The organism is Burkholderia sp. CpTa8-5 (assembly GCF_017815045.1).
GTDB classification, from domain to species: domain Bacteria; phylum Pseudomonadota; class Gammaproteobacteria; order Burkholderiales; family Burkholderiaceae; genus Burkholderia; species Burkholderia sola.
Genome location: NZ_JAGIQD010000004.1, coordinates 132348 through 157642, shown reverse-complemented (window position 1 = coordinate 157642; position 25295 = coordinate 132348). Strand labels below are relative to the sequence as shown.

The following is a 25295-nucleotide window of genomic DNA, read 5'->3' as shown; positions in this document are numbered from 1 at the left end:
GTTACTTCACATCACGCCGCGCCCGCGCGGATGCACGCGACGCGCGCCGCCGACCCCTGCCGCACTTCCGGCAGCGGCACGTCCTGCGCGCACGCGTCGATCGCGACCGGACAGCGCGTGCGGAACGCGCAGCCGGACGGCGGGTTGAGCGGCGAGGGCATCTCGCCCGCCAGCAGCATCGGACGGCGAGCACGCTCGCGCGCCGGCTCCGGCGTCGGCGCCGCATCGAGCAGCGCCTTCGTGTACGGGTGTTGCGGCACGCCGTACACGTCATGCCGCGTGCCGAACTCCATCACGCGGCCGAGATACATCACGAGCACGCGCTGGCTGATGGCCTTCACCACCGCCAGGTCGTGCGCGACGAACAGATAGGACAACGACAGTTCGCGTTGCAGATCGCGCAGCAGGTTCACGATCTGCGCCTGGATCGACACGTCGAGCGCCGATACGGGCTCGTCGCAGATCACGAGCTTCGGCTCGCCGATCAGCGCGCGCGCGATGCCGACGCGCTGGCACTGCCCGCCGGAAAATTCATGCGGATAACGCAGCAGGTGATGCGCGTTCAGGCCGACGCGTTCGAGCATCGAGATTACGCGGCGGCGCACTTCGGTACGGCCGAGGCCCGGCTGGTGCGTGACGAGCGGCTCGGCGACGACCTGCTCGATCGTCATGCGCGGATCGAGCGATGCGAGCGGATCCTGGAAGATCATCTGCACTTCGCGCCGCATCGCGGTGCCGCGCAGGTGATCGGGCGCCACGGCCTGGCCGCGCCATTTCACGGTGCCGGCCGTCATCGGCACGAGGCCGATCAATGCGCGCGCGAGCGTCGATTTCCCGCAGCCCGATTCGCCGACGAGCCCGACCGTCTCGCCGCGCTTGACGTCGAACGACACGCCGTCGACCGCGCGCAGCGTGCCCTTCGGCGACCACGGATAGCCGCCGAGCGGCACGCGGAAATGCACTTTCAGATTGTCGACGGACAGCAGCGTGTCGTCCGTCGCGCCGGCTTGGCGGCGTTCATCGACGCTCATCGCAGACCTCCCGTCAGATCGGCCAGGGGCCGGTGGCACGCGCGCACCGCGCCCGCGGCGCCATAGGTTTCGAGCGCCGGGCGCTCGGCGCCGCAGCGTTCTTCCGCATACGTGCAGCGCTTCGCGAACGCGCAGCCGGCCGGCGCGGTGCCGGGCATCGGCGGGTTGCCGGGAATCGCGACGAGCGGCGCATCGTCCGCGTCGGTCAGGCGCGGCAGCGCGTTGAGCAGGCCGATCGTGTACGGATGCGACGGCGCCGCGAAGATCGATTCGGCCGGCGCGTATTCGACGGTGCGGCCCGCGTACATGACCATCACGTCGTCGGCGAGGCCGGCGACCACGCCCATGTCGTGCGTGATCAGCACGATCGCGGTGCCGCGCTCGCGGTTCAGCTCGCGCAGCAGGTCGATGATCTGCGCCTGCACGGTCACGTCGAGCGCGGTGGTCGGCTCGTCGGCGATCAGGATTTCCGGCTCGGACAACAGCGCCATCGCGATCATCACGCGCTGGCGCATGCCGCCCGAGAACTCGTGCGGATACATGCGGATGCGGCGCGCCGCATCGGGAATGCGCACCGATTCGAGCGCCTCGATCGCGCGCTTGATCGCTTCCTTGCGCGACAGCCTGCGATGCAGCTGCAGCGTCTCGGTCATCTGCCGTTCGATCGTCAGGAACGGATTGAGCGACGTCATCGGGTCCTGGAAGATCATCGCGATGCGATCGCCGCGCACCGCGTTCAGCGCGCGCGTATCCATGTCGAGCAGGTTGTCGCCGCGGTAGCGCGCGGCGCCGGTCGTCGTGCCGTTGCCGGCCAGCAGGCCGAGCAGCGCCATCACGGTCTGGCTCTTGCCCGAGCCCGATTCGCCGACGATGCCGAGCGTCTTGCCGGCTTCGAGCGAGAACGACACGCCGTTGACGGCGTCGATCGGCGGCGCATCCTTGCGCGTGAAGCGCACGCCGAGGTTTTCAACTTCCAGTAGAGCAGCCATCTTCAGCGATCCTTCGGGTCGAGCGCGTCACGCAGGCCGTCGCCGACGAAGTTCACGCAGTAAAGCGTCACGCACAGCATGACGGCCGGGGCGAGCAGCAGCCACGGCATCGATTCCAGTTTCTGCGCGCCGTCCTGGATCAGCACGCCCCAGCTCGTCATCGGCTCCTGCACGCCGAGGCCGAGGAACGACAGCACCGATTCGGTCAGCACGATGTTCGGCACCGAGACCGTCGCGTACACGACGACCACGCCGAGCAGGTTCGGCACGACGTGGCGCAGCACGATCGATGCCGGCGACACGCCGATCGCGCGCGCCGCATCGACGAACTCGCGATTGCGCAGCGACAGCGTCTGGCCGCGCACGACGCGCGCCATGTCGATCCACGAGAACGCGCTGATGGTCAGCACGACCAGCATGAACGAGCGGCCGAACAGGGTCATCATCAGGATCGCGATCAGCAGGTACGGGATCGCGTACATCATGTCGACGACGCGCATCATCACGGAATCGACGCGGCCGCCCGCGAAGCCCGCGGTCGCGCCCCACGCGACGCCGAACAGGCCCGACACGAGCGTGCCGAGCAGGCCGACCTCGATCGATACGCGGCCGCCGATCAGCGTGCGCACGAGCAGGTCGCGGCCGAGCTCGTCGGTGCCGAACCAGTGCTGGTTCGCCCAGGTCGGCGGCAGGCTGATCGCCGCCCAGTCGCTCGCGGCGGGATCGGCCGCGAGCAGCCACGGGCCGACGAAGCAGGCGAGCGTGATCAGCACGAGCAGCGCGAGGCTGAACAGCGCCGCGCGGTTGTGAAGGAAGCGCGCGAACGCGAGCTCGAGCGGCGAGCGCGAATGCGGCGGCGAATCGGTCTGCACGGGCAGGCCGACGACGGGAGTGGTCGGAGTCATCGCTGTGCCTCGCTCAATAACGGATGCGCGGATCGAGCCACGCGTACGCGAGGTCGACCAGCAGGTTGAACAGCACCGCGAAGACGGTCGTCATCACGACGAGGCCAAGCACCAGCGTGTAGTCGCGGTTGATCGCGCCGTTCACGACGAGTTGCCCGACGCCCGGCAGCGCGAACACCGATTCGGTGACGACGGCCGCGGTGATCGACGTGATGCAGACCGTGCCGAACAGCGACACGACCGGCATCAGCGCGGGCTTGAGCGCGTGGCGCAGCACGATCGTCGAGCCCGGCAGGCCCTTCGCGCGCGCGGTGCGGATGTAGTTGCTCGACAGCGTCTCGATCATCGAGCCGCGCATCACGCGCGCGAGCAGCGACACGTTGATGAGGGTCAGCAGCGCGATCGGCAGCAGCCGGTACTGCCAGCCGCCGTCGCCCCAGCCGCCGGCCGGCAGCCAGCCGTTGCCGGCCGACGTCTTCAGCAGGATCGCGAAGATCCACACCATGACGGGGCCGAGCACGAACGGCGGCACGACGTTGCCGAAGTTGCCGATCAGCATCACGAAGCGGTCGATCACGCTGTCGCGGCGCACGGCCGCGACGGTGCCGAGCAGCACGCCGAGCACGATCGAGATCGGGATCGACACGCCGCCCACGCCGAGGCTCACGGGCAGCGCCTTCTTCACGAGATCGTTCACCGACCAGTCGACGTAGCGGAACGACGGGCCGAGATCGCCGTGCAGCAGCGAGCCGAGATACAGCAGGTACTGCTTCCACAGCGGCTCGTCGAGGTGGTACTTCGCGTTCAGGTTCGCGAGCGTCGCGGCGGACAGCTGCTTCTCCGTATCGAACGGGCCGCCGGGCGTGAAATGCAGCAGCAGGTAGCAGACGGTGATGACCGCGAGGATCGTCGGCACCGCCCACAACGTGCGCCTCAATGCGTAGGCCAGCATGATCGCTCCGTCAGTGCTTGATCAGGTACATGTCCTGCGAAGCACGCATGTCGATCACGTTCTTCAGCGAATAGCCGCCCACGTACGACTTCACGAGACGGTCGGCCGAGTACTGGAACAGCGGCACCATCGGTGTGTCCTTCATCGCCATGTCGTGCGCCTGCGTGAGCAGCGCGGTGCGCGCGTTGTCGTCGAGCTTCTGGTTGCCTTCCTCGACGAGCGCGTCGACCTGCTTGTTGCAGTAGCCGACGGTGTTCTGCGAGCTGCCGCAGCGGATCAGGTCGAAGAACGTCATCGCGTCGTTGTAGTCGGCGAACCAGCCGTCGCGCGCGATCTGCACCTTGCCGTCATGCCGCTGCTTCATCAGCACCTTGAACTCGACGTTCTCGAGCTTCGTGGTAATGCCGAGCTTCGTGCGCCATTCCGATGCGGTGAACAGCGCGACCTTCTTGTGCAGGTCGTTGGTGTTGTACGTGAGCGTGAACGACAGCGGCTTCGCGTCCGAATAGCCGGCCTGCTTCAGCAGGTCCTTCGCGGTCGCGATGCGCTTGGCCATCGGCCACGACGCCCATTCCGGCGTGAACGGCTGCACGCCCTTCGTGCCGTTCGGCATCAGCCCGTACATCGGCTTCTCGCCGGCCTGCGTGAGCTTCGACGTCAGCACGTCGCGATCGATCACCATCGACAGCGCCTGGCGCACGCGCTTGTCCTTCAGCGCCGCGTCGCTGTTGTTCAGGAAGTAGTAGTAAGTCGCGAGCTGCAGGCCCGGGCGCAACTCGGCGCCGAACTGCTTGCTGACCTGCTGGAAGATGCCCGACGGAATCGAGTAGCTGTAGTCGATCTGCCCGGCCTGATACATGCGCATCGCGGTTTCGTCGCTTTCGATCGGCAGGTACGTGACCTTGTTGATCACGACCTTCGGCGCGTTCCAGTACTTCGCGTCCTTCGCGATCACGATGCGGTTGTTCGGCTGCCAGTCGACGAGCTGGTATGCACCGTTGCTGACGAGGTTGCCCGGGCGCGTCCATGCATCGCCGAACTTCGCGACCACGTCCTTGTTCACCGGCACGAGCGGCGCCATCGCGGTCAGTTCGGGGAAGAACGCGACCGGCACGTCGGTCGTCACTTCCAGCGTGTACGGATCGACGGCACGCACGCCGAGCGTCGACGGCGCGGCCTTGCCCGCGATGATGTCCTTCGAATTCTTGATGAACTCGACGAGGATCGTGTACTTCGAGCCCGTCTTCGGATCGACGAGGCGCTGCCACGAATAGACGAAATCGGCGGCCGTCACCGGCTGGCCGTTGCTCCACTTCGCGTCGTGGCGAAGCTTGAAGATCCATGTCTGCGGCGTCTTGCGCTCCCACGACAGCGCGACGCCCGGCACGACCTGGCCGGCCGCATCGATGCGCGCGAGCCCTTCGAACAGGTCGAGGCCGATCGTGTTGCCGGTCCACGATTCGATGTGCGCCGGGTCGAGCGACTCGACTTCGGCCGGCACCTGTCGCGTCAGGTCCTGTTGCGGAGCGAGCGCGACGTTCGACGGAACGGTTACGGCGTGGGCGACGGGCGTCGTCAGGGCGAGCGCGGCCAGCACGGCCGACATGGCATGCAAGGATTTCATCGTGGCAGTCTTGAGAAGGTGGTTCGGTGGGCGTCGCGCGGCGGATGCCGCGGCTTACGCGTGAGACGCTGACGGGGGCAGCGATTGAGGAGGCCCGTGATTCTCGTATTGCATGTTAGTATTCCTTACATTTCTTTCGACAGGTATCCCGTCGAAGAAACGAAGGAATACCCGTGCGTTAGAACAGTCGCGGCGTACCGACCCAGACCACCACCGACTCGATCTTCGCGGTGTTGACCCAGCTGTGCGGGACCGTCGACTGATAGTGCGAACTGTCGCCGGCCTGCAGGACGAACGTCTTGCCTTCCAGCGTCAGCGACACTTCCCCTTCAATCACGTACAGGAACTCCTCTCCTGCATGTGTCGTCACCTCGGACCGTTTCTGCCCCGGCGGCATCCTCACGAGGATCGCCTCCAGCTGGCGCCCTTCGGACACGTTCGTCAGTCGCGCGAACAGGTTCGCCGAATCCGCAAACCCGAAGAAGCGCAGCTGATCGCCTCGGCACACCGAGCGTTCCTCGCTCGGCGTATCCACGAAGTACTGCACCGTCACGCCGAGCGCGTGGGCGATACCGGCCAGCGACGTCAGGGACGGCGACGCGAGCCCGCGCTCGACTTGAGACAGAAACGGCTTCGAAATCCCCGCGGCGGTAGCGGTGTCGTCGAGCGTGCGCTTCAGACGTTGGCGCAACGCGCGAATCTTGCTGCCCAGTGCGACAGCATCTGCCGATCGCGAGTTTTCAGTGGGGGGAACCATAGCAGGCCGAAAAGTGGTCGTCAAAAAATGTTTGATGGAAAGTAACTAAGTTAATTCGAGATAGCTTAATCTTCGGGTTCGCCCCCGTCTTCGGCGTTGAGCCCGGTGCACTAAACAGGGCCCGAAGCGAGCGAAACGACGCGCTATCTTGCCAGACTCGCAGCCTTCACAGGCAAGCTGCAAGCGGCTCTCCGGGAATTTGCGGAGAACCGGCGTCAAGCTTACAAGTAGATGATGAGACAAATGTTCCTGAAAGCTGCTGCCATATCGGGAGTTTCCCTAAGTGGCGCGGACCCGACGCACCGGACCGGCAAACGTTACCATTCGCGCGCCGGTCGGGGCCGCGCTCCGCCTTCTCAGGTGGAATCCGTCCCCGGCCCGAGCTAACCGCTCGACTGCTCCATCGCCGATGCCAGCCTACCCGGCCACAGTGCTCCGGCGCCAGTTCGACCTTAAGGCGACGCGCGATCCGCGCCGTCCGTTTCAAACGAGATTGATGATGCACGCACCTGTTTCACAGACCCGATCGTTTACGACGGTCTTCCTCATCGAAATGTGGGAGCGCTTCGGCTACTACGGCATGGCCGCGCTCCTGGTCCTCTTCATGGTCGACCGGCTCGGCTTCACCGACAGCCACGCGAACCTGACCTGGGGGGCCTTCACCGCACTCGTCTACGCCGCGCCGTCGATCGGCGGCTGGATCGGCGACAAGGTGCTCGGCGCCCGCCGCACGATGATCATCGGCGCGGCCGTGCTGTGCGCCGGCTACCTGATGCTCGCGGTGCCGAACGATCAGCTGACGTACATGTACGCGTCGCTCGGCGTGATCGTCGTCGGCAACGGCCTGTTCAAGGCCAACGCGGCGAACCTCGTGCGCCGCATCTACGAAGGCGACGACGCGCGCATCGACAGCGCGTTCACGATCTACTACATGGCGGTCAACATCGGCTCGACGGTGTCGATGCTCGCGACGCCGTGGATCAAGGATCACTGGGGCTGGCACACCGCGTTCGCGGTCTGCTGCGGCGGCATGCTGCTCGCGATCCTGAACTTCATGCTGATGCACCGCACGCTCGCGCACGTCGGCTCGCAGCCGGACGACCAGCCGATCCGCTGGAAGCGCCTCGGCGCGGTCGCGGCCGGCGGCGTCGCGCTCGCGCTGGTCACGCTGTACGTGCTGCAGCACAAGCAGCTCGCGGTCGCCAGCGTGTGGGCGGCCGCATTCGCGATCCTCGCGATCTTCGCGTACATGATCGCGAAGTCGGAGCGCTCGGAGCGCGCCGGCCTGATCGCGGCGCTCGTGCTGATCGGGCAGGTGATCCTGTTCTTCATCTTCTACGTGCAGATGTCGACGTCGCTGACGCTGTTCGCGCTGCGCAACGTCGACCCGCGCTTCATGCTGTTCGGCACGACGCTGTTCACGTGGAGCGCCGCGCAGTTCCAGGCGCTGAACCCGATCTGGATCATGCTGCTGAGCCCGGTGCTGGTGTGGGTCTACAACGCCGTCGCGAAGGGCGGCCGCGACCTGCCGGTCGCCGCGAAGTATGCGCTCGGTTTCGGCGCGGTCGCCGCCGGCTACCTGGTGTTCACGATCAGCGGCCGCTACGCGGTCGACGGCCGCGTGTCGTCGTGGTTCATGGTGTGGGGTTACGGGCTGTACTCGCTCGGCGAGCTGCTGGTGAGCGGCCTCGGCCTCGCGATGATCGCCCGCTACGTGCCGGCGCGCATGAGCGGCTTCATGATGGGTGCGTATTTCGTCGCGACGGGCGTGTCGCAGTATCTGGGCAGCGTCGTCGCGAACTTCGCGCAGATGCCGTCGCACGAGCTGCCGGCCACCGAATCGCTGCCGCTCTATCTGTCGCTGTTCGAGAAGCTCGGCTGGCTCGCCGCGATCGGCATGCTGCTCGCGCTGCTGCTGCTGCCGCTGATGAACCGCCTGTCGCGCCAGCATCAGCGCTGCACGGACGAGCGCCGAGAAGAAGCGCTGCAGGCGCAGGCCGCCGCCGCGCAGTAAGTACTATCCCTCGGCGTGCGGCGTGCACGCCACATTCTCCCGCCGGAAACGCGAACGCGTCCTACACTGGTTGCAGGCAACGCATCCGCTTCCCGAGATGCGCACTGGCGGGAGAACCCGATGAAAAGCAAGACGACGCGGCTGTTGAGGATCCTGTCGGACATCCGGCACGCGCAGCGCTGCACCGCGATGCGCGCCGCCCGGGCCGCGGCCGAAGCCGACGCGGTGCTCGCGGAGCGCGACGACCCGGCGCCGGACGAACGCGACGACGCCGAAGCCGACGACGCCACCGTCACGCCCCGCTCCCGTATCGGCTCACCTCACTGACGCCGCGCGGCGCCTGCCGCGCCGCCCTTCTTGCGCGCGCTTACGCCGCCGCGCCGCGCCATCGCGCGATCCACGTCCCCGAACCGGCCACCGCCATCATCAGCCCGACCGCGCACGCGTCGGCCACGAGGCCCACGCCGACATGCCGCAGATCGGCGCTGCCCGCGACCGGATGCAGCAGCGAATCGATCACGAGCGAGATCGCCGCACCCGCGACGAAGCAGATCAGCCCGCGCTGGCCAACCGCCACGACGGGCCGCACGCCCTGCGCGATCCGCGCGATCCAGCCGAAGCGCACGCAATCGGCCATCAGCCACGCGATGGCCGCGAAGCTCACGACGCGCGGCAGCGCGAGATCGCGCTTGAGCATGCCTTCGGGCGCCGGCAGCCCCGAGAACAGCTTGTAGCTCGCGCAACCGAGCACGATCGCGCACGCGAGCCCGGTCGCCGCCGCGCCCCAGCGGCCGAGCGCGACGCGCCGGTAGAACGGCTGGCAGCGCGCGAGCACGCCAGCGACGAACATCAGTTGCCACGCGAACGGGTTGAAGCTCCAGCGGAAGCCGTCGGTGTCCAGCAGCTCCGGGCCGAGCCAGCCCGCCGCGAGCCACGACGCGACGCTCAGCGCGACGAGCGGCCACGGATGGCGCCGCGCGAACGGCACCAGCACCGGCGACGCGAGCGCGAACAGCACGTACATCGGCAGCACCGACGCGAGATACGGCTGGCGCTGGAACGTCAGCAGCTCGGCCGCCCCCGTCAGCGGCGACGCGAGCATCACGCTGACGTCGTCGAGCGCGAGGTTCGGCGCATCGATCCCGTAGTGATCGAGCACCGCCGACACGACGAGCATCAGCGTCGACGTCGCGAGAAACGCGCGGTAGATCTGCATCGCGCGTCGCACGAACCGCTGCTGCGCGGCGCGCGCGCCGTGCCGCTCGGCGATCGCGCCGTACGCGCTCGCGGTCGCGAAGCCACCGAGGAACACGAACACCTCGGCCGCATCGCACAGCGCGAATGCGTGCAGCGTCACGCGCGACAGCACGCTCGCGCCGATGTGATCGACGACGATCATCAACAGCACGAGCCCGCGGAAGAAGTCGATTTCGATCAGGCGGCCGCTGCGCGACGGCTGCGCCGTGGCGGCATGCAGCGGGCTCAACGACATGAGCGCACCTGCACGGCGGCGGTGCGACGTGCACCGGGGAAGGAAGCGGGAGAAAGACGGCGAGCGCGATCGGCGACGATACGCGTATGCCCGTATCGTGCCAACCCGGCCGGCTTGGCAGGGAGGTGACCGTTCAATGAAAAGCCGGATACGAAGGGAAGTCGATCAGATCAGTCTAATGGCCGATCAGGGGCGACCCTAAGTAACAAAATGCAACTGAATCTTCTCTTCGATTACAAGCGTGAGCGTGGCGCGGCGAAGCAGGCAGCGTCGCCAGATTCGCGTCAGCGCGGCGTCAGTCGGCGGTCAGTATCGACGGATTCGAGAGGACGTGGCAGCGGAACGAACGCGGTTCGACGGCCGGACGATGCGCGATGCGCGGCACGTTCCGCACGGCCCGCGCATCGCGACGATGCGCTTATCCGCGCGCGGGCAAGCGCCGCATCAGCATCGCGCTGTGCCATGCGGTGAGCGCGACGGCGACCCAGATCGGCCCGTACGTCGCGAGCTGCGAGACGCTCAGCGTCTCGCCGAGCAGCAGCAGCGACACCACGACGAGCAGCACCGGCTCGACGTAGCCGAGAATCCCGAACAGCGCCATCGGCAGCATCCGGCTCGCCTTCAGGTAGCTCGCGAGCGCGAGCGTGCTGAGGAGGCCGAGCCCCGGCAGCAGCGCGGCCCACAGCAGCGGATGGCCCGCGACGCGCGTCGCGCTCGTCGCGACCATCGCGAACGCGATCGGGCACAGCAGCACGATCTCGATCGCGAAGGCGGCGAGCGAATCGGCGTTGATCCGCCGGCGCAGCACGAAATACGGCGGATAGCCGAGCGCGACGACGAGCGTCGGCCATGCGAACGCGCGCGTCGCCCACACTTCGTGCGCGACGCCGAGCGCCGCGCACGCGACCGCCGCCCATTGCAGCGGGTCGAGCCGTTCGTGATAGTAGAAGCGGCCGACGAGCACCATCGTCAGCGGCAGCAGGAAATAGCCGAGCGACACCTCGAGCATGCGGCCATGCAGCGGCGCCCACAGGAACAGCCACAGCTGCACGCCGAGCAACGCCGCGCTCACCGGCAGCGCGATCAGCAGGCGCCAGTCGCGCGCACTGCGCCGCGCGAGCTCCACGAGCGCCGGCCAGCGACCGCGCAGCGCGATCAGCGCGAGCGCGCCCGGCGCGGTCCACACGATGCGCCACGCGAAGATGTCGAGCCCCGTGAGCGGCGCGAGCAGTTTCGCGTAAGCCGACATCAGCGCGAACAGCGTCGACGCCATCACCGACAGCAAGAGGCCGCGCCCGGCTTCCGGATACCCCGTCATATTGTTGTGTGTCCCTTCGCGTGCCGCTTACTGCTGCTGGAAACGCTCGAAGCGCTTCTCGGTCGGCCGTTCCTCGAACGTCACCTCGGTCACGCGCGCGGCAGGCGGCCCGTGACGCAGCCACGCGAGCATCCGGTCGATCTGCGCGCCGGGTCCCTGGATCATCGCCTCGACGGTGCCGTCCTCGAGATTCGCGACCCAGCCGCGCAGCTTCAGCGCATGCGCTTCGCGCACCGTCGCATGACGAAAGCCGACGCCCTGCACGACGCCGCGCACCCGCACGTAGTAGGTCTCGATCCGTTCGTCCAGTTCATTGCGGCTCATCGCGTCGCCCTCCCGTTGCATTCAAGCCCGGCATTGTAGTCGCGTCGGCCGCTTCGCACACGCGCCGGCCGGGCGTCGCCGCGCGCGCCGACCACGTACAATCTCGCCGATGCCCAACCGCCGCGCCGCCCGCGCGGCCCAGAAGGAAACGCATGACTGATACTTCCCGCGATCTCGTTCTCGTCACCGGCGCGTCCGGTTTCGTCGGCTCCGCCGTCGCGCGCATCGCGCAGCAGAAAGGCTATGCGGTGCGCGTGCTGGTGCGCCCGACCAGCCCGCGCACGAACGTCGCGGATCTCGACGCCGAGATCGTCACCGGCGACATGCGCGACGAGGCGTCGATGCGCGCCGCGCTGCGCGGCGTGCGCTATCTGCTGCACGTCGCGGCCGACTACCGGCTGTGGGCGCCCGATCCCGACGAGATCGAGCGCGCGAACCTCGAAGGCGCAGTCGCGACGATGCGCGCGGCCCGCGCGGAAGGCGTCGAGCGGATCGTCTATACGAGCAGCGTCGCGACGCTGAAGGTGACGAGCGCCGGCGATCCGTCCGACGAGAATCGGCCGCTCACGGCCGAGCAGGCGATCGGCGTCTACAAGCGCAGCAAGGTGCTCGCGGAGCGCGCGGTCGAACGGATGATCGCCGACGAAGGGCTGCCCGCCGTGATCGTCAACCCGTCGACGCCGATCGGCCCGCGCGACGTGAAGCCGACGCCGACCGGCCGCATCATCGTCGAGGCCGCGCTCGGCAAGATTCCCGCGTTCGTCGACACGGGGCTGAACCTCGTGCACGTCGACGACGTCGCGCACGGCCACTTCCTCGCGCTCGAGCGCGGCCGGATCGGCGAGCGCTACATCCTCGGCGGCGAGAACCTGCCGCTGCAGCAGATGCTCGCGGACATCGCGCAGATGACGGGCCGCAAGGCGCCGACGATCGCACTGCCGCGCTGGCCGCTGTACCCGCTCGCGGTCGGCGCCGAAGCGGTCGCGAAGTTCACGAAGAAGGAGCCGTTCGTCACCGTCGACGGGCTGCGGATGTCGAAGAACAAGATGTATTTCACGTCCGCGAAGGCCGAGCGCGAGCTCGGCTACCGTGCGCGCCCGTATCGCGAAGGGCTGCGCGATGCGCTCGACTGGTTCGGCTCGGCGGGCTACCTGAAGTAACACAAAGCGGCGCACGTCGCGCCGCTTTGCGCACTTTGTTACACGTCGCGCACGGACCGGCATCGGCGCAGCGGTTAAAATCGCGGGTCTTACGCAGAGAAGACACGCATGAACCTGAACGATCAGATCGCTTCGCTCGCCACGGGCGTCGATCAGCTCCTCCACGATCACCACGCCGCCCAGCAGGCGGCACGCAGCGCGGAAGCCTTCGCGCGCGCCGCGGCAGCGGAAGCCCGGGCCGCGGCCGAGCGTCACGCGGCGGCGGAAGCCGAAGCGCAGGCGGCCGCGCAGCGCCACACGGCCGCAGCCGCCGACGCCGAAGCCGCGCAGCGGCGTCATGCCGACGCCACCGCCGCCGCCGAAGCGGCCGCCCAACGTCATACGGATGCCGCCACGCAAGCCGAAGCCGCTTCGCAGCGCCATGCGGAAGCCACCGCGCTGACCGAAGCGCTCGCGCAACGTCACGCGGATGCCGAAGCCGCGTCGCAGCGCCACGCGGCGGCGATCGCCGAAGCCGAGGCCGCCGCGCAGCGTCATCACGCCGCGGCGACCGAAGCCGAAGCGGCCGCGCAACGTCATGCCGCGGCGACTGCCGAAGCGGAAGCCGCCGCGAAGCGCCACGCGGAAGCGACCGCCGAAGCCGAAGCCGCCGCGCAGCGCCACATGGCCGCGATCGCCGAGGCCGAGGCGCTCGCCCAGCGTCATACGCAAGCGCTCGCCGACACGCAGGCCGCCGCGCAACGCCACGCCGACGCAACCGCCGAGGCCGAAGCCATCACACGGCGTCACGCCGAAGCGATCGCCCAGGCCGAAGCCGCCGCGCAACGCCACGCGGAAGCGACCGCCGCAGCCGAAGCGATCACGCAGCGCCATACCGAAGCGATCGCGCAGGCCGAAGCGGCCGCGCAGCACCACGCGAAGGCGATCGCCGACGCCGAAGCGCTGGTCGAGGCCGTCGTCAAGGAAGCCGCGACGAGCGCGGTTGCCGTGACGGCCGATGTCGTCGAGCCGTCCGTGGCGGCGCAAGCGTCGGTGAACACGACCGCGCTGGCGGCGGAAACGGTGGAAACGATCGATGTGGTCGAAGTCGCCGACGCCCCGGCCAATGCCGAGACCGCGCCGATTCCGACGACGCAAGCCGAAACCGCGGTTGAAGCCGACACCGCTGCCGCGCCGGCCGACAAGGCGACGCTGCACGTCGCGCGCCCGTCCCAGAACGAACTCACGCTGACCATCAACGGCCAGTCGATCACGCTGCATCCGGAGCAACTGGGCCAGCTGATCGAGGAACTCGCGCACGCCCGCGCGTCGATGCAGCCGGAGCCGCCGCCCGGCATTCCGGCCGGCTGGCGTTTCGTGACGACGAAGAACCCGATGATGGCCGTGCAGAAGCAGGCGAACGGCGACCGCCTGCTGGTCGCTCGCCATACCGGCTACGGCTGGGTGCCGTTCACGTTCTCGCCGGACGTCGTGATCCAGATGTACATGATGCTCACGCAGCGGTAAGCGCGCGCATCGGCCGGAAACCGGCCAAAAAACACACAGCCCGAATCGGCTCGAGCCGATCCGGGCTGTGTGTTTTCAGCGTTCCGGTTGATCGGGACGGCCGGCCTCCGCCGGCGTGGGTCAACGCTCCACCGGCGCCTGCACGCGCGCCTTCCACTGGCCGCCCTTGCCGCGCCAGTAACGCCACGCGGACGCGAACGTCGCGCCCACATAGAACAGCGCGACGAGCGGCAGGGCAGGCGCCCACAGCGGCGAGCGCCGGTAGTAGCGCAGCATCGGCGCATACGCGGCGCACATCGACGCCCACGCGAGCCATGCCGGCCACGCGCGCGCACCGTAGGCGAGCGCGACGACCGGCGGCACCAGATAGATGATCGTCATCCCGAGCAGCGTGCCGGCCAGCAGCAGCGGCGAATAGTGCAGCTGCGTGAACGCGGTGCGCGCGATCATGTTCCAGATGTCGCGCCAGCTGTCGTACGGGCGCAGCGACACGCTGCGATCGGCGAGATCGAGCCGGATCGGATGGCGGCCGCTGCCGCGATGCTTGATCTGCGCGGCGAGGCTGCAGTCGTCGATCAGCGCGCCGCGAATCGATTCGATGCCGCCCGCTTCCTCGAGCGCCGTGCGCTTCACGAGCATGCAGCCGCCGGCGGCGCCGGCCGTCCGGTTGCGCGGGTTGTTGATCCACGAGAACGGGTACAGCTTCGCGAAGAAGAACACGAACGCCGGGATCAGCGCCTTTTCCCAGAACGAGTCGCAGCGCAGCCGCACCATCAGCGACACGAGATCGCGCTGCTCGGCCTGCGCGCGCGTGACGAGTTGCGCGACGGCGTCGGACGGATGGCCGATGTCGGCATCCGTCAGCAGCAGGTAGTCGGCCGGCAGGCCGAGCGTCTGCACCGCCGCGATTCCCTGCGACTGCGCCCACACCTTGCCCGACCAGCCGGCCGGCAGCGGCTTCGCGCTCAGCACCGTCAGGCGGTCGGCGCGGTTGATCGCGAGCGCGGCCGCGCGGGCCGCGTCGGCGGTGCCGTCGTCGCTGTGGTCGTCGACGATGATCAGGTGGAAGTCGCCCGGATAGTCCTGCTCGAGCAGCGAAGTCGCCGCCCGGGCGATCACGTCGGCTTCGTTGCGCGCCGGCACGACCGCCACGACGGCCGGCCAGCCGGCCTCGGCCGCCGCGCCGCGCGCGTCGGGCGGCAGCGGCCGTGCGGGCTGCGCGCGCCAGAAGCCGCCGCGCGCGACGAGCAGCACGATCCAGATCACCAGCGACAGGCCGGACACCAGGAAAGCGATCGCGAGCATCATCGGCCTGCCTCCTGCCGCCCGCCGGCTCGTTCGGTAGAAATAAGGGTCTGGAACAAAACGCCCGACGCCGCACGGGCGGACGGGCAATACGCGTGAGAATCGACGGTCATCGAATGGCCTTGAAATGAGCGCGATGGCGGGCAGCCGGAGCGGCCGCCCGCGAAACCGCGCAGTTTACCGGGTTCCGCGCGCGCCAGCGCCGACGCGGCTCTCCCGCAATTGCAACGGTGTCGACACGGCACCGAAGCACGGACGGCCCGATAGGGTTAAAATGCGCGATTAATTCGGGGTTCCGGGGCCTGGCCGGCCGGTTCGTTCCTGCCTTCATAACATCAAGCCGGGGCGAGCAAGCGCGTGCCAAGCGCCTCGAACCCCGGCGTCTGTCGTCGGAGTTCGCTCACTTATGCGAGTCATCCTTGCCCAGCCCCGCGGCTTCTGTGCGGGGGTTGTCCGTGCGATCGAGATCGTCGATCGCGCGCTGCAACAGCACGGTGCGCCGGTCTATGTGCGTCATGAGATCGTGCACAACCGGCATGTCGTCGAAAATCTGCGTAATAAAGGGGCACGATTCGTTGAGGAACTCGACGAGGTGCCGCACGGCGCTGTCGCGATCTTCAGCGCGCACGGTGTCGCCCAGACGGTCGAGCGCGACGCGCAAACGCGCGGGCTCGACGTGCTCGACGCGACCTGCCCGCTCGTCACGAAAGTGCACGTACAGGGCCGCCAGTACGTCGCGGCGGGCCGCCGGCTGATCCTGATCGGCCACGCGGGCCACCCGGAAGTCGAAGGCACGATCGGCCAGATTCCGGCCGAGGTGATCCTCGTGCAGAGCGAAGCCGAAGTCGATACGCTGACGCTGCCCGTCGATACGCCGGTCGCGTACATCACGCAGACCACGCTGTCGGTCGACGACACGCGCGGCATCATCGAAGCGCTGCAGCGCCGGTTCACCGACCTCGTCGGCCCGGACACGCGCGACATCTGCTATGCGACGCAGAATCGCCAGGCCGCCGTGCGCGAGCTGAGCGAACAGGTTGACGTGCTGCTCGTCGTCGGTGCGACGAACAGCTCGAACTCGAACCGCCTGCGCGAGATCGGCACCGAAAGCGGTGTACCGAGCTATCTCGTCGCCGACGGCTCGGAAGTGAAGGCCGAATGGTTCGCGGGCGTGCAGACGGTCGGCCTGACCGCCGGCGCGTCGGCGCCCGAGGAAATGGTCGAGGATGTAATCGGCGCGCTGCGCGCGCTGGGGCCCGTCGATGTCGCGACGATGGCGGGCCGTGAAGAAAAAGTCGAATTCAAGTTGCCGGCGAAGCTCACGCAAGCTGTCGCCCGCGAAGTTTAAGGAGGACATCCCTTGTCTATTCCGCTGCTCCAGCAAGTCCGTGTCGGCGCCTACATCGTGCGCCAGCACCTGTCCGGCAACAAACGCTATCCGCTCGCGCTGATGCTCGAGCCGCTGTTCCGCTGCAACCTCGCGTGCAACGGCTGCGGCAAGATCGATTATCCGGATCCGATCCTGAACCAGCGCCTGTCCGTCGAGGAATGCCTGCAGGCCGTCGACGAGTGCGGCGCACCCGTCGTGTCGATCGCCGGCGGCGAGCCGCTGCTCCACAAGGAGATGCCGGAAATCGTCAAGGGCATCATGAAGCGCAAGAAGTTCGTGTACCTGTGCACGAATGCGCTGCTGATGGAAAAGAAGATGGACGACTACCAGCCGAGCCCGTATTTCGTCTGGTCGGTCCACCTCGACGGCGACAAGGAAGCGCACGATCACTCGGTGTCGCAGGAAGGCGTGTACGACAAGGCCGTCGCGGCGATCAAGGAAGCGAAGCGCCGCGGCTTCCGCGTGAACATCAACTGCACGCTGTTCAACGATGCGGTGCCGGAACGCGTCGCGAAGTTCTTCGACACGCTGGGCCCGATCGGCGTCGACGGCATCACCGTGTCGCCGGGCTATGCATACGAGCGCGCGCCGGATCAGCAGCACTTCCTGAACCGCGACAAGACGAAGAACCTGTTCCGCGAAATCCTGAAGCGCGGCGAAGGCGGCAAGCGCTGGTCGTTCAGCCAGTCGTCGCTGTTCCTCGACTTCCTGGCCGGCAACCAGACGTACAAGTGCACGCCGTGGGGCAACCCGGCGCGTACGGTGTTCGGCTGGCAGAAGCCGTGCTACCTGGTCGGCGAAGGTTACGTGAAGACCTTCAAGGAACTGATGGAAACGACGGAGTGGGACAACTACGGCGTCGGCAACTACGAGAAGTGCGCGGACTGCATGGTCCACTGCGGCTTCGAGGCCACGGCCGTGATGGACACGATCTCGAACCCGCTGAAGGCGCTGCGCGTGAGCCGCAAGGGCATCAAGACCGACGGCCCGTTCGCACCGGATATCTCGATCGCGAAGCAGCGTCCGGCCGAATACGTGTTCTCGCGTCACGTCGAGATCAAGCTCGAGGAAATCCAGCGCGCCGGCAAGGGCAAGCTGCAGAAGCCGGCGAAGTCGGCAACGGCCGCTTAAGCAGCGCGGTGAGCCGCGCGGAGGGTCGAGCCTTCGCAGCGGCCTGGTATCGAAGAAGCGCCACGGAGTTCGCTCCGCGGCGCTTTTTGTTTTGGCGGACGCCGCGTGCCGCATTGCGCTCACGCGCCTGCGTGCGGCGGCGAACGTCGGTTGCCTAGCTGCGCGACTCCGCCGCGGCGATCAGTTGCCACGCGGTCGGCCCCGGATCGAGCAGCGGGTCGGACGGCGGATCGAGATCGTGCGGATGCGCGTCCTCGGACGGCAGCATCTGCCATTTCGCAATGCCGATTTCGTCGCCGCACACGGTGCATCGATAGATGCCCGCCACCGTCACCTTGCTGCCCGGCGGCAGATTCTCGCTGAATGCGCGGCCACTTCCGCACGTGAAGTAGCCGCCGCTCCTGTATAGCGCCATCGCTCCTCCTGACCGAAACGAATGCGTTCGCGTCGACACGCACGATCGCCGCAAACGCGAGGATGGATCCTCGTCGCCCGGCCACGCCGGGTTCCAGTCGTGTCATTAGACGGCGCGCGGCCGCGCGATGGAATCGGACGGGTATGAAACGCGGCCCGCGGCCAGCGATTCAATGCAGAACGGCCGGCGCCCGCATCTTCGCCGCCGCCTGCGCGACGATCCCAGGCTGTTCGGCGGAAGCGAACGTGCAGACGTGACGCCACAGCTCGGCCAGCCGATGCCGCGCGAGCGTCGCGACGCATGCGTCGTTCGCGGCGAGCACGCGTTCGAGCACCGCGCATTCGTCGTCGTGCAGCGTCCATGCACCGCTTCGCGCGGCGCGCGCCACGCTCGCGTCCAGCACGCGCTCCGCGTCGACGCACAGGTCGATGGTCGCGTCGGGAGAGACCACATCGTCGAGCGCGAGGAACACCAGATACACGCTCGTGCGCAGCCTCATCAGCAGCGTTTCGCTACCGTGCTCGCCGCGCAGCGCGACCAGCGCCATGTGGCATTTCAGCGAGATGTCGCGTGCATGCGCGGGCGGCAGCGGCAGCAGCCATTCGCGCGTCAACGGCGGATGGCGACGACCTTTCCGGGCAGCCTTCATGATCCGCCCTCGCTCGCGCTCGCGTCGTCCGCCGTCGCCCCGGACCGCGCGTCGCCGCATGCAACCGCGCACCGGCCCGCGTCGCGCAGGTCGTCCGCCCGGCGTCGCATGCCGTGCACATCGGCGCGCCGCCGTGCCGCGCACGCGTGCGGCGGCCTGCGTATCGCCGATGCACGCCACCCGCCGAGCAATCGGTCAGCGCATGCCATGTTCGTCTCCTGCGTCAAAACGTGTTGTCGCCCTTCAGGTAGTACGCGGTTTTCACGAGGAACGCCTTCACCGGATGGCCGCTCCGCACGTCGCGGGCCGCCCGCGCTTGCATCGCGGCTTTTTCGTCGGGCCACCGGTTGGGCACCGGGTTGTACACGCGCTCGAGCGCACGTTGCATCGCGAGCGGATAGTTCTGGTTGCCGGCCGTCGTCGCGCGATAGCCGGCACGCGTCATCTGCATCAGCTGCACATCGGTTTCGGCACGCGCCGCCGACCAGGTCAACGGCGCGGCATGCGAAGTGTCGGCGACGCCGATCGTCTGCGCGAAGCTGACGGCCGGCAGCGCAGCGAGTGCGCAGGAAAGAACGGCAACGGGAACGAGGGATCGCATAATGGCCTCCAGATGGTTGTCCCCGCATCGATCCAGCATCGATGCGTTGAAATCATCGTATGTCGGGCCGCATCTTGATTTGAATACCACGATTCGAAATTTATATTTTCGATCTCAAGATACCCTTCACTACGATCGCCATGATCGAGCAATTTTGTTAGGCTAATCAATCACCTAGGCGCTCCATCCCTCTCCCGGAGATCGCGTCGCCAGGAGTATTTCACTTTCTGAAATAACCTTTTGAACATCGAAGAGGGAGCACCTCGACACGCCCCTCTTTTCAATGTCGACCATCAAACATCACTTCATCCGCATAATATTGATGGAAATCGCCCGGAGTGAAATTCCACATGGAAAGAACAAACGAGCCTGTACTATTTGCGGATGTGAGCCTAAGCGGCCTGACATTGGATATTGCTTACCAGAACAAGCTGTTCGCGCTACCAACAGTCGAACGACTGGTCCAGAAAATGGCGTTGCGTCTGCCGGACGGTGTACCTGTGAGAGTCGATATCGAACTGGACGAATTTGCCGTCAACAAGCCAATTTTTCGCGGTGCGCGCGCGACCTTTGTCGCACCTGGAAGATACAAGGTCGAAATCGGAGTGGGTCTGATAACCCAGCTGTCCGTTATATCGAGGTGCATCGCGTTCGACAAATCACATCTTCGCGGACGAACGAAGGCAAAGCTGCTGCGGCAGGACGTACGCAGAAGCGGTCGAGCGAACGTACTGGCTGACTGTGCATTCCACTACATGCTCACATTTGTACTGTGGCATGAAGTCGCACACATCGCACTCGGCCATCTTGATTGGCTGAAAGCACGAACCGGGATGGGCATCATCGATGAGTTTGGTACGCGGCCCATGCCGGACACCAAGTACACACATAGCCAGACGCTAGAAGCCGACGCCGATCGCCAAGCGTCGATCTGGACGGCCGCCGTCATCGAGGCCGTCACGCAAAACAATCATCTGCTTTACTACCCAGCGCTTCCTGACCTGTTCTACGATATTGGCTACATTTATGGTGCGCTGTTCGGATTCTTGGACTCGGTGGACTCAAGACAACCCGACACGGAACGGTATCACCCGACCGCAGACATCCGGCTTGGCATCGTGCTCGCCTTTGTCAATGACTACCTGTTGCGCGCCCACAAGGATGCAGCCCCGAAGCTTCGCCAGGAAGTAATTGCCGGCGGCATGAACGCATTGCAGTGCACGTTCTATCAGGAGAAGCGTCCATACGATATATTTCGTGCCCCCGAATTCATGGCCGGGAACGGGCGTCGCTTGGACGAACTCGGCGTGCGGCGCCTGCAGCATCGAGTCGAAACTTCGGACAACAGCTCGTTCTTCGTTCTCGGCACCTGATTCCATCTGCAACTCCAACCCGACTCATCTGAATTCATATGCCTACATTCGATCCGCAATCCATCGACAGCTGGCACGCACATGTCTATTTCGATGCGGCAAGCCGCGACGCGGCCTGGGCATTTCGCCAGGTCGTCGACGCGCGGTTCGGCGCGGTCATCGAACTCGGCCGCTTTCACGAACGCCTCGTCGGCCCGCATCCGGCGTGGTCGTACCAGATCGCGTTCGATGCCGCGCGATTCGACGACATCGTGCCGTGGCTCGTGCTGAACCACGGCGCGCTCGACATCTTCCTGCATCCGAATACGCACGACGAACTGCGCGACCACCGCGATTGCGCGGTGTGGATCGGCAAGTCGCATGCGCTGAATCTCGACGCGCTGGCCGGCTAGGGGCCACCCGCAGAGCGCCCGCGGCGCGGCCCGGCATCCACGTTTCGGGTCGACGTGAAACGTCTCGCGGCGGCGCACCCCTACAGTGGTTTCCGTGATCGACTTCCGGAAACCCGCCATGACACCCGCAGACACCGATGCCGATGCCCGGCGCATCCATGACGACTGGCACGCGGCCGTCGTCGCCCGCGACCTCGACGCGCTGATGTCGCTGTATGCCGACGACGCGGTGCTCGAAACGCCGCTCGTCGTCGCCACGCTGCCCGAACACGGCTCGGGCGTGCTGCACGGCAAGGCCGCGATCGGCGCGTTCTTCGCGGCCGGCCTGCGCAATCCGGACAACCCGCTCGGACGCTGGTACCGGACCGGGCTGTTCTTCTCGAACGGCCGCCAGCTCGTCTGGGAATACCCGCGCGCCACGCCGGACGGCGATCAGGTCGATCTCGTCGAGGTGATGGATCTGCGCGACGGGTTGATCGCGCATCATCGCGTGTACTGGGGATGGATGGGCTTCGGCGCGCTGCGGGACGCGCCGCGCCGGTAGCGCATGCTGCGGCCGACTCGCGACGCGCGAAGCATCACGCGCTCAACGCGCCATGCCCCTCACGCGACGTACATCGCGACACTGACGAACTGGCACAGGCTGCCGGCCAGCACGAACAGGTGCCAGATACCGTGCCCGTGGCGGATGCGTTCGTCGTTGATGAAGAAGTAGATCCCCGCGCTGTAGATCACGCCGCCGGCCACGAGCCATGCGGTGCCGACCGGCGGCAGCGCGTGGATCAGCGGCCGCACGGCGACGAGCGCGAGCCAGCCCATCAGCACGTACAGGATCATCGACAGCAGGCGCGTGCGGCGCCCGAGCGTCAGCTCCTGCACGATGCCGAACACGGCGAGCCCCCAGCTCACGCCGAACAGCGACCAGCCCCACGGGCCGCGCAGCGTGACGAGCGTAAACGGCGTATAGCTCCCTGCGATCAGCAGATAGATCGCCGCATGGTCGCATTTCTGCAGGATCGCCTTCAGGCGCGGGTTGCGCACGCTGTGATAGGCCGTCGAGATCGCGTAGAGCAGGATCAGCATCGCGCCGTACACGCTGAAGCTCACCACCTTGTACGGGTCGCCTTCGAGCGCGCCCATTGTCACGAGGGCGACGAGGCCGGCCACCGACAGCACCGCGCCGACGAGATGGGAAATGCTGTTGAAACGCTCACCGACATGCACGACGTGTTCTCCTGCGATCCATCGGGAAAAGAAAGTGCCCTAATGATACCGGCGGCCGGATGCCGCCGCGCTGCGCGCGGGCAAACGGCACGCAAGCGCCCTGCGGTGCGCGTCGTCGGCCCACCAAAGAAAAAAGCGCCGCGACAGCCATCGCGGCGCTCCCGTTTCGATACCGAACCGATTCGTCAGGCGATTGCAACGACCCGGTTCAGCAACACTTCCCCGCCCCCGACCCGTACCGCGCATTCTGACGCTCACGGAAGAATTCCTCGTACGTCATCGGCTCGCGGTCCGGATGGGTGTCGCGCATGTGCGCGACGTAGGTATCGTAGTCGGGCAGGCCGACCATCAGCCGCAACGCCTGCCCAAGGTAACGCCCCGCGCTGCGCAGGTCGCCGCCAAGATCGCTGAACATCGCGGCCTCCCCTTAACGTCCGCTGCCGAGCGCCTGCGCGGCCGGCATCGCTTCGTACGGCGTCTCGCGCACGGTCGGCTTCGACTCGCGGCGCGCGCGCAGCACGGCGAGCAGGCCGTACACCGCGATCGCCACGACGACGAAGATGAACAGCCCGGCCAGCGCCGCATCGATGTAGTCGTTGAAGATGATCCGTTTCATCTGCGCGATCGACTTCGCCGGCGCGAGCACCTTGCCCTCGTCCACCGCGGCCTGCAGCTTCGCGGCGTGCGCGAGGAAGCTGACCTTCGGGTTCGCGTCGAAAATCTTCTGCCAGCCGGCCGTCAGCGTGCAGATCAGCAGCCACGCGGTCGGCACGATCGTCACCCAGGCGTAGCGCTCGCGCTTCATCTTGAACAGCACGACGGTGCCGAGCACCAGCGCGATCGCGGCGAGCATCTGGTTCGAGATGCCGAACAGCGGCCACAGCGTGTTGATGCCGCCGAGCGGATCGACCACGCCCTGGTACAGGAAGTAGCCCCACGCGGCCACGCACAGCGCGGTGGCGACGAGGTTGGCGGGCAGCGACTCGGTGCGCTTGAGCGCCGGGTGGAACGTGCCGAGCAAATCCTGCAGCATGAAGCGGCCCGCACGCGTGCCGGCGTCGACGGCCGTCAGGATGAACAGCGCCTCGAACAGGATCGCGAAGTGATACCAGAACGCCATCATCGCTTCGCCGCCGATCACCTGGTGCAGGATGTGCGCCATGCCGACGGCCAGCGTCGGCGCGCCGCCCGCACGCGCGATGATCGTGGTTTCGCCGACGGCCTTCGCGGTTTGCGTGAGCATGTCGGGCGTCAGCACGAAGCCCCATTGCGTGACGGTGTTCGCGACCGCTTCCGGTGTCGAGCCGAGCACGGCGGCCGGCGCGTTCATCGCGAAGTAGATGCCCGGTTCGATCACGCACGCGGCGACCAGCGCCATGATCGCGACGAACGATTCCATCAGCATCGCGCCGTAACCGATGAAGCGCGCGTTGGTTTCGTTGTCGATCAGCTTCGGCGTCGTGCCCGACGAGATCAGCGCGTGGAAGCCCGACACCGCGCCGCACGCGATCGTGATGAACAGGAACGGGAACAGGTTGCCCGCCCACACCGGGCCCGTGCCGTCGACGAACTTCGTCAGCGCGGGCATCTTCAGTTCCGGTGCGACGACCAGGATGCCGATCGCGAGGCCGAGGATCGTGCCGATCTTCAGGAACGTCGACAGGTAGTCGCGCGGCGCGAGCAAGAGCCACACCGGCAGCACCGACGCGACGAAGCCGTAGCCGATCAGGATCCACGTGAGCTGCGTGCCGCTGAACGTGAACCACGCGGCGATCGCCGGCGAGGCGGCCACGTTCTGACCGAACGCGATCGCGGCCATCAGCCCGATGAAGCCGATGATCGACACTTCGCCGATGCGGCCCGGGCGGATGTAGCGCGTATAGACGCCCATGAACAGCGCGATCGGAATCGTCGCGGCGACGGTGAACGTGCCCCACGGCGAATTGGTCAGCGCCTTCACGACGATCAGCGCGAGCACCGCGAGGATGATCACCATGATCAGGAACGCGCCGAACAGTGCGATCACGCCGGGCACCGTGCCGAGCTCCATCTTGACGAGGTCGCCCAGCGAGCGGCCGTCGCGGCGCGTCGAGATGAACAGCACGATGAAGTCCTGCACCGCGCCGGCGAACACGACGCCGGCCAGGATCCACAGCATGCCGGGCGTATAGCCCATCTGCGCGGCGAGCACGGGGCCGACCAGCGGCCCGGCGCCGGCGATCGCGGCGAAGTGATGGCCGAACAGCACGTACTTGTTGGTCGGCACGTAGTCGAGGCCGTCGTTGTACTTGACCGCCGGCGTCATCCGCAGCCCGTCGAGCTGCATGACCTTGCTGGCGATGAAACGGCTGTAGAAGCGATACGCGATCAGATACACGCAGACTGCGGCGATCACGATCCAGAGGGCACTGACGCGTTCGCCGTGCGCGAGTGCGATCGTGCCGAATGCGAACGCGCCGAGCAGCGCGACCGCGATCCATAGCAGGGTACTGGAAGCCCGATTCATGGCGTCTCCTGGTCTCCAATGTGTTTTTGAGTGGATGCGGCGAGGCGCCGAACCCGCGTGACGTCGATGCGTCGTGCCGCAGCCTCGCAGAGGCCGCGGCGATGGGCCGTAGTATTCCGCGCGATGGGGGAGGCTTACAAGCGGATAACTACGTATGCGGGGCTACGTAGAATTACGTAGACCCCTGTCGCATGCGCCTCGTCGGGCAACAATTGCCCGCGACCGCCGAGCCACGTA

The 25295-nt window shown here is 66.9% G+C and carries 25 protein-coding genes; 9 read left to right on the top strand and 16 right to left on the bottom strand.

Annotated features, from left to right (window positions below; translation table 11 throughout):
- Nucleotides 1-11 precede the first annotated feature (11 nt).
- The 6 genes from J8I35_RS08685 to J8I35_RS08660 all read right to left on the bottom strand — a co-directional run bounded on the left by J8I35_RS08685 (nt 12) and on the right by J8I35_RS08660 (nt 6258).
- The gene (locus J8I35_RS08685) at nt 12-1031 is read right to left on the bottom strand and encodes an oligopeptide/dipeptide ABC transporter ATP-binding protein (RefSeq protein WP_050013369.1); all 1020 of its coding nucleotides are present in this window, start codon (nt 1029-1031) and stop codon (nt 12-14) included.
- Nucleotides 1028-2020: an ABC transporter ATP-binding protein gene (locus tag J8I35_RS08680; protein WP_124555222.1), complete on the bottom strand. Its 993-nt coding sequence runs from the start codon at nt 2018-2020 to the stop codon at nt 1028-1030. Before J8I35_RS08680 ends, J8I35_RS08685 begins: the two co-directional genes overlap by 4 nt.
- Before the next feature lie 2 nt (nt 2021-2022).
- On the bottom strand, nt 2023-2925 hold the full coding sequence (locus tag J8I35_RS08675; protein WP_209925006.1) for an ABC transporter permease subunit: 903 nt from the start codon (nt 2923-2925) through the stop codon (nt 2023-2025).
- Between the two features lie 13 nt (nt 2926-2938).
- On the bottom strand, nt 2939-3877 hold the full coding sequence (locus J8I35_RS08670) for an ABC transporter permease subunit (protein ID WP_050013372.1): 939 nt from the start codon (nt 3875-3877) through the stop codon (nt 2939-2941).
- A 10-nt stretch (nt 3878-3887) separates the two neighbouring features.
- The gene (locus J8I35_RS08665; RefSeq protein WP_050013373.1) at nt 3888-5501 is read right to left on the bottom strand and encodes a peptide ABC transporter substrate-binding protein; all 1614 of its coding nucleotides are present in this window, start codon (nt 5499-5501) and stop codon (nt 3888-3890) included.
- A 178-nt stretch (nt 5502-5679) separates the two neighbouring features.
- On the bottom strand, nt 5680-6258 hold the full coding sequence (locus J8I35_RS08660; protein WP_011548888.1) for a cupin domain-containing protein: 579 nt from the start codon (nt 6256-6258) through the stop codon (nt 5680-5682).
- A gap of 496 nt (nt 6259-6754) precedes the next feature.
- Here J8I35_RS08660 and J8I35_RS08655 point away from each other — a divergent pair, with 496 nt between their 5' ends.
- Together J8I35_RS08655 and J8I35_RS08650 are read left to right on the top strand one after the other, a co-directional pair.
- A complete protein-coding gene (locus J8I35_RS08655) occupies nt 6755-8272 on the top strand; it encodes a peptide MFS transporter (protein ID WP_050013374.1) in 1518 nt (505 codons plus the stop codon).
- A gap of 120 nt (nt 8273-8392) precedes the next feature.
- A complete protein-coding gene (locus J8I35_RS08650; protein WP_209925005.1) occupies nt 8393-8599 on the top strand; it encodes a hypothetical protein in 207 nt (68 codons plus the stop codon).
- A 40-nt stretch (nt 8600-8639) separates the two neighbouring features.
- Here J8I35_RS08650 and J8I35_RS08645 read toward each other — a convergent pair whose 3' ends face one another.
- The 3 genes from J8I35_RS08645 to J8I35_RS08635 all read right to left on the bottom strand — a co-directional run bounded on the left by J8I35_RS08645 (nt 8640) and on the right by J8I35_RS08635 (nt 11406).
- Complete coding sequence (locus J8I35_RS08645; RefSeq protein WP_209925004.1) at nt 8640-9764, bottom strand: OpgC domain-containing protein; 1125 nt, start codon at nt 9762-9764, stop codon at nt 8640-8642.
- Nucleotides 9765-10182: 418 nt separating this feature from the next.
- Nucleotides 10183-11082, bottom strand: a complete 900-nt coding sequence (gene rarD, locus J8I35_RS08640) for an EamA family transporter RarD (protein ID WP_124555220.1) — start codon at nt 11080-11082, stop codon at nt 10183-10185.
- Nucleotides 11083-11109: 27 nt separating this feature from the next.
- A complete protein-coding gene (locus tag J8I35_RS08635) occupies nt 11110-11406 on the bottom strand; it encodes an acylphosphatase (RefSeq protein WP_050013378.1) in 297 nt (98 codons plus the stop codon).
- 152 nt (nt 11407-11558) lie between these two features.
- On the opposite strand from J8I35_RS08635, the gene hpnA reads away from it, so the two are divergent.
- Nucleotides 11559-12566, top strand: coding sequence for a hopanoid-associated sugar epimerase (gene hpnA / locus J8I35_RS08630; protein WP_011353724.1), 1008 nt, complete (start codon nt 11559-11561; stop codon nt 12564-12566).
- 108 nt (nt 12567-12674) lie between these two features.
- Nucleotides 12675-14072 (top strand): phage tail protein, encoded by a 1398-nt coding sequence (locus tag J8I35_RS08625; RefSeq protein WP_124594306.1) that lies wholly within the window; start codon nt 12675-12677, stop codon nt 14070-14072.
- Nucleotides 14073-14192: 120 nt separating this feature from the next.
- On the opposite strand, the gene J8I35_RS08620 is transcribed toward J8I35_RS08625, so the two are convergent.
- Nucleotides 14193-15380, bottom strand: a complete 1188-nt coding sequence (locus J8I35_RS08620; protein ID WP_089489891.1) for a glycosyltransferase — start codon at nt 15378-15380, stop codon at nt 14193-14195.
- Between the two features lie 403 nt (nt 15381-15783).
- Between J8I35_RS08620 and ispH the strand changes: the two genes are divergently transcribed.
- Nucleotides 15784-16725: a 4-hydroxy-3-methylbut-2-enyl diphosphate reductase gene (ispH, locus tag J8I35_RS08615; RefSeq protein ID WP_050013381.1), complete on the top strand. Its 942-nt coding sequence runs from the start codon at nt 15784-15786 to the stop codon at nt 16723-16725.
- Between the two features lie 12 nt (nt 16726-16737).
- Nucleotides 16738-17898, top strand: coding sequence for an adenosyl-hopene transferase HpnH (hpnH, locus tag J8I35_RS08610; protein ID WP_012339213.1), 1161 nt, complete (start codon nt 16738-16740; stop codon nt 17896-17898).
- Between the two features lie 154 nt (nt 17899-18052).
- Here hpnH and J8I35_RS08605 read toward each other — a convergent pair whose 3' ends face one another.
- The 3 genes from J8I35_RS08605 to J8I35_RS08595 form a co-directional block, all read right to left on the bottom strand.
- Nucleotides 18053-18313, bottom strand: coding sequence for a hypothetical protein (locus J8I35_RS08605; protein WP_050013382.1), 261 nt, complete (start codon nt 18311-18313; stop codon nt 18053-18055).
- A gap of 169 nt (nt 18314-18482) precedes the next feature.
- Nucleotides 18483-18962, bottom strand: coding sequence for a hypothetical protein (locus tag J8I35_RS08600; protein WP_209925003.1), 480 nt, complete (start codon nt 18960-18962; stop codon nt 18483-18485).
- A 223-nt stretch (nt 18963-19185) separates the two neighbouring features.
- The gene (locus tag J8I35_RS08595; RefSeq protein ID WP_209925002.1) at nt 19186-19563 is read right to left on the bottom strand and encodes a hypothetical protein; all 378 of its coding nucleotides are present in this window, start codon (nt 19561-19563) and stop codon (nt 19186-19188) included.
- 338 nt (nt 19564-19901) lie between these two features.
- Between J8I35_RS08595 and J8I35_RS08590 the strand changes: the two genes are divergently transcribed.
- From J8I35_RS08590 to J8I35_RS08580, 3 genes are all read left to right on the top strand, one after another.
- Entirely contained in the window at nt 19902-20936 is a 1035-nt protein-coding gene (locus J8I35_RS08590; protein ID WP_209925001.1) for a hypothetical protein, read from the top strand.
- A gap of 38 nt (nt 20937-20974) precedes the next feature.
- Nucleotides 20975-21328 carry a DOPA 4,5-dioxygenase family protein gene (locus J8I35_RS08585; protein WP_209925000.1) on the top strand — a complete coding sequence of 118 codons (354 nt, stop codon included), beginning with the start codon at nt 20975-20977 and terminating at the stop codon, nt 21326-21328.
- Between the two features lie 118 nt (nt 21329-21446).
- A complete protein-coding gene (locus J8I35_RS08580) occupies nt 21447-21872 on the top strand; it encodes a nuclear transport factor 2 family protein (protein WP_209924999.1) in 426 nt (141 codons plus the stop codon).
- Between the two features lie 59 nt (nt 21873-21931).
- Here J8I35_RS08580 and J8I35_RS08575 read toward each other — a convergent pair whose 3' ends face one another.
- The 3 genes from J8I35_RS08575 to J8I35_RS08565 all read right to left on the bottom strand — a co-directional run bounded on the left by J8I35_RS08575 (nt 21932) and on the right by J8I35_RS08565 (nt 25058).
- Entirely contained in the window at nt 21932-22552 is a 621-nt protein-coding gene (locus J8I35_RS08575) for a hemolysin III family protein (RefSeq protein ID WP_050013387.1), read from the bottom strand.
- 208 nt (nt 22553-22760) lie between these two features.
- Complete coding sequence (locus tag J8I35_RS08570; protein ID WP_050013388.1) at nt 22761-22967, bottom strand: YbdD/YjiX family protein; 207 nt, start codon at nt 22965-22967, stop codon at nt 22761-22763.
- A gap of 12 nt (nt 22968-22979) precedes the next feature.
- Nucleotides 22980-25058, bottom strand: a complete 2079-nt coding sequence (locus J8I35_RS08565) for a carbon starvation CstA family protein (RefSeq protein WP_050013389.1) — start codon at nt 25056-25058, stop codon at nt 22980-22982.
- Between the last annotated feature and the right edge of the window lie 237 nt (nt 25059-25295).

Coding starts and splice junctions, on each gene's coding strand:
- J8I35_RS08665 (WP_050013373.1), bottom strand. CDS start 5,501: ATGAAATCCTTGCATGCCATGTCGGCCGTGCTGGCCGCGCTCGCCCTG.
- J8I35_RS08650 (WP_209925005.1), top strand. CDS start 8,393: ATGAAAAGCAAGACGACGCGGCTGTTGAGGATCCTGTCGGACATCCGG.
- J8I35_RS08645 (WP_209925004.1), bottom strand. CDS start 9,764: ATGTCGTTGAGCCCGCTGCATGCCGCCACGGCGCAGCCGTCGCGCAGC.
- J8I35_RS08595 (WP_209925002.1), bottom strand. CDS start 19,563: ATGCGATCCCTCGTTCCCGTTGCCGTTCTTTCCTGCGCACTCGCTGCG.
- J8I35_RS08585 (WP_209925000.1), top strand. CDS start 20,975: ATGCCTACATTCGATCCGCAATCCATCGACAGCTGGCACGCACATGTC.
- J8I35_RS08670 (WP_050013372.1), bottom strand. CDS start 3,877: ATGCTGGCCTACGCATTGAGGCGCACGTTGTGGGCGGTGCCGACGATC.
- J8I35_RS08680 (WP_124555222.1), bottom strand. CDS start 2,020: ATGGCTGCTCTACTGGAAGTTGAAAACCTCGGCGTGCGCTTCACGCGC.
- J8I35_RS08600 (WP_209925003.1), bottom strand. CDS start 18,962: ATGAAGGCTGCCCGGAAAGGTCGTCGCCATCCGCCGTTGACGCGCGAA.
- J8I35_RS08655 (WP_050013374.1), top strand. CDS start 6,755: ATGATGCACGCACCTGTTTCACAGACCCGATCGTTTACGACGGTCTTC.
- rarD (WP_124555220.1), bottom strand. CDS start 11,082: ATGACGGGGTATCCGGAAGCCGGGCGCGGCCTCTTGCTGTCGGTGATG.
- J8I35_RS08605 (WP_050013382.1), bottom strand. CDS start 18,313: ATGGCGCTATACAGGAGCGGCGGCTACTTCACGTGCGGAAGTGGCCGC.
- J8I35_RS08620 (WP_089489891.1), bottom strand. CDS start 15,380: ATGATGCTCGCGATCGCTTTCCTGGTGTCCGGCCTGTCGCTGGTGATC.
- hpnA (WP_011353724.1), top strand. CDS start 11,559: ATGACTGATACTTCCCGCGATCTCGTTCTCGTCACCGGCGCGTCCGGT.
- J8I35_RS08570 (WP_050013388.1), bottom strand. CDS start 22,967: ATGTTCAGCGATCTTGGCGGCGACCTGCGCAGCGCGGGGCGTTACCTT.
- J8I35_RS08625 (WP_124594306.1), top strand. CDS start 12,675: ATGAACCTGAACGATCAGATCGCTTCGCTCGCCACGGGCGTCGATCAG.
- J8I35_RS08635 (WP_050013378.1), bottom strand. CDS start 11,406: ATGAGCCGCAATGAACTGGACGAACGGATCGAGACCTACTACGTGCGG.
- ispH (WP_050013381.1), top strand. CDS start 15,784: ATGCGAGTCATCCTTGCCCAGCCCCGCGGCTTCTGTGCGGGGGTTGTC.
- J8I35_RS08580 (WP_209924999.1), top strand. CDS start 21,447: ATGACACCCGCAGACACCGATGCCGATGCCCGGCGCATCCATGACGAC.
- J8I35_RS08565 (WP_050013389.1), bottom strand. CDS start 25,058: ATGAATCGGGCTTCCAGTACCCTGCTATGGATCGCGGTCGCGCTGCTC.
- J8I35_RS08675 (WP_209925006.1), bottom strand. CDS start 2,925: ATGACTCCGACCACTCCCGTCGTCGGCCTGCCCGTGCAGACCGATTCG.
- J8I35_RS08685 (WP_050013369.1), bottom strand. CDS start 1,031: ATGAGCGTCGATGAACGCCGCCAAGCCGGCGCGACGGACGACACGCTG.
- J8I35_RS08660 (WP_011548888.1), bottom strand. CDS start 6,258: ATGGTTCCCCCCACTGAAAACTCGCGATCGGCAGATGCTGTCGCACTG.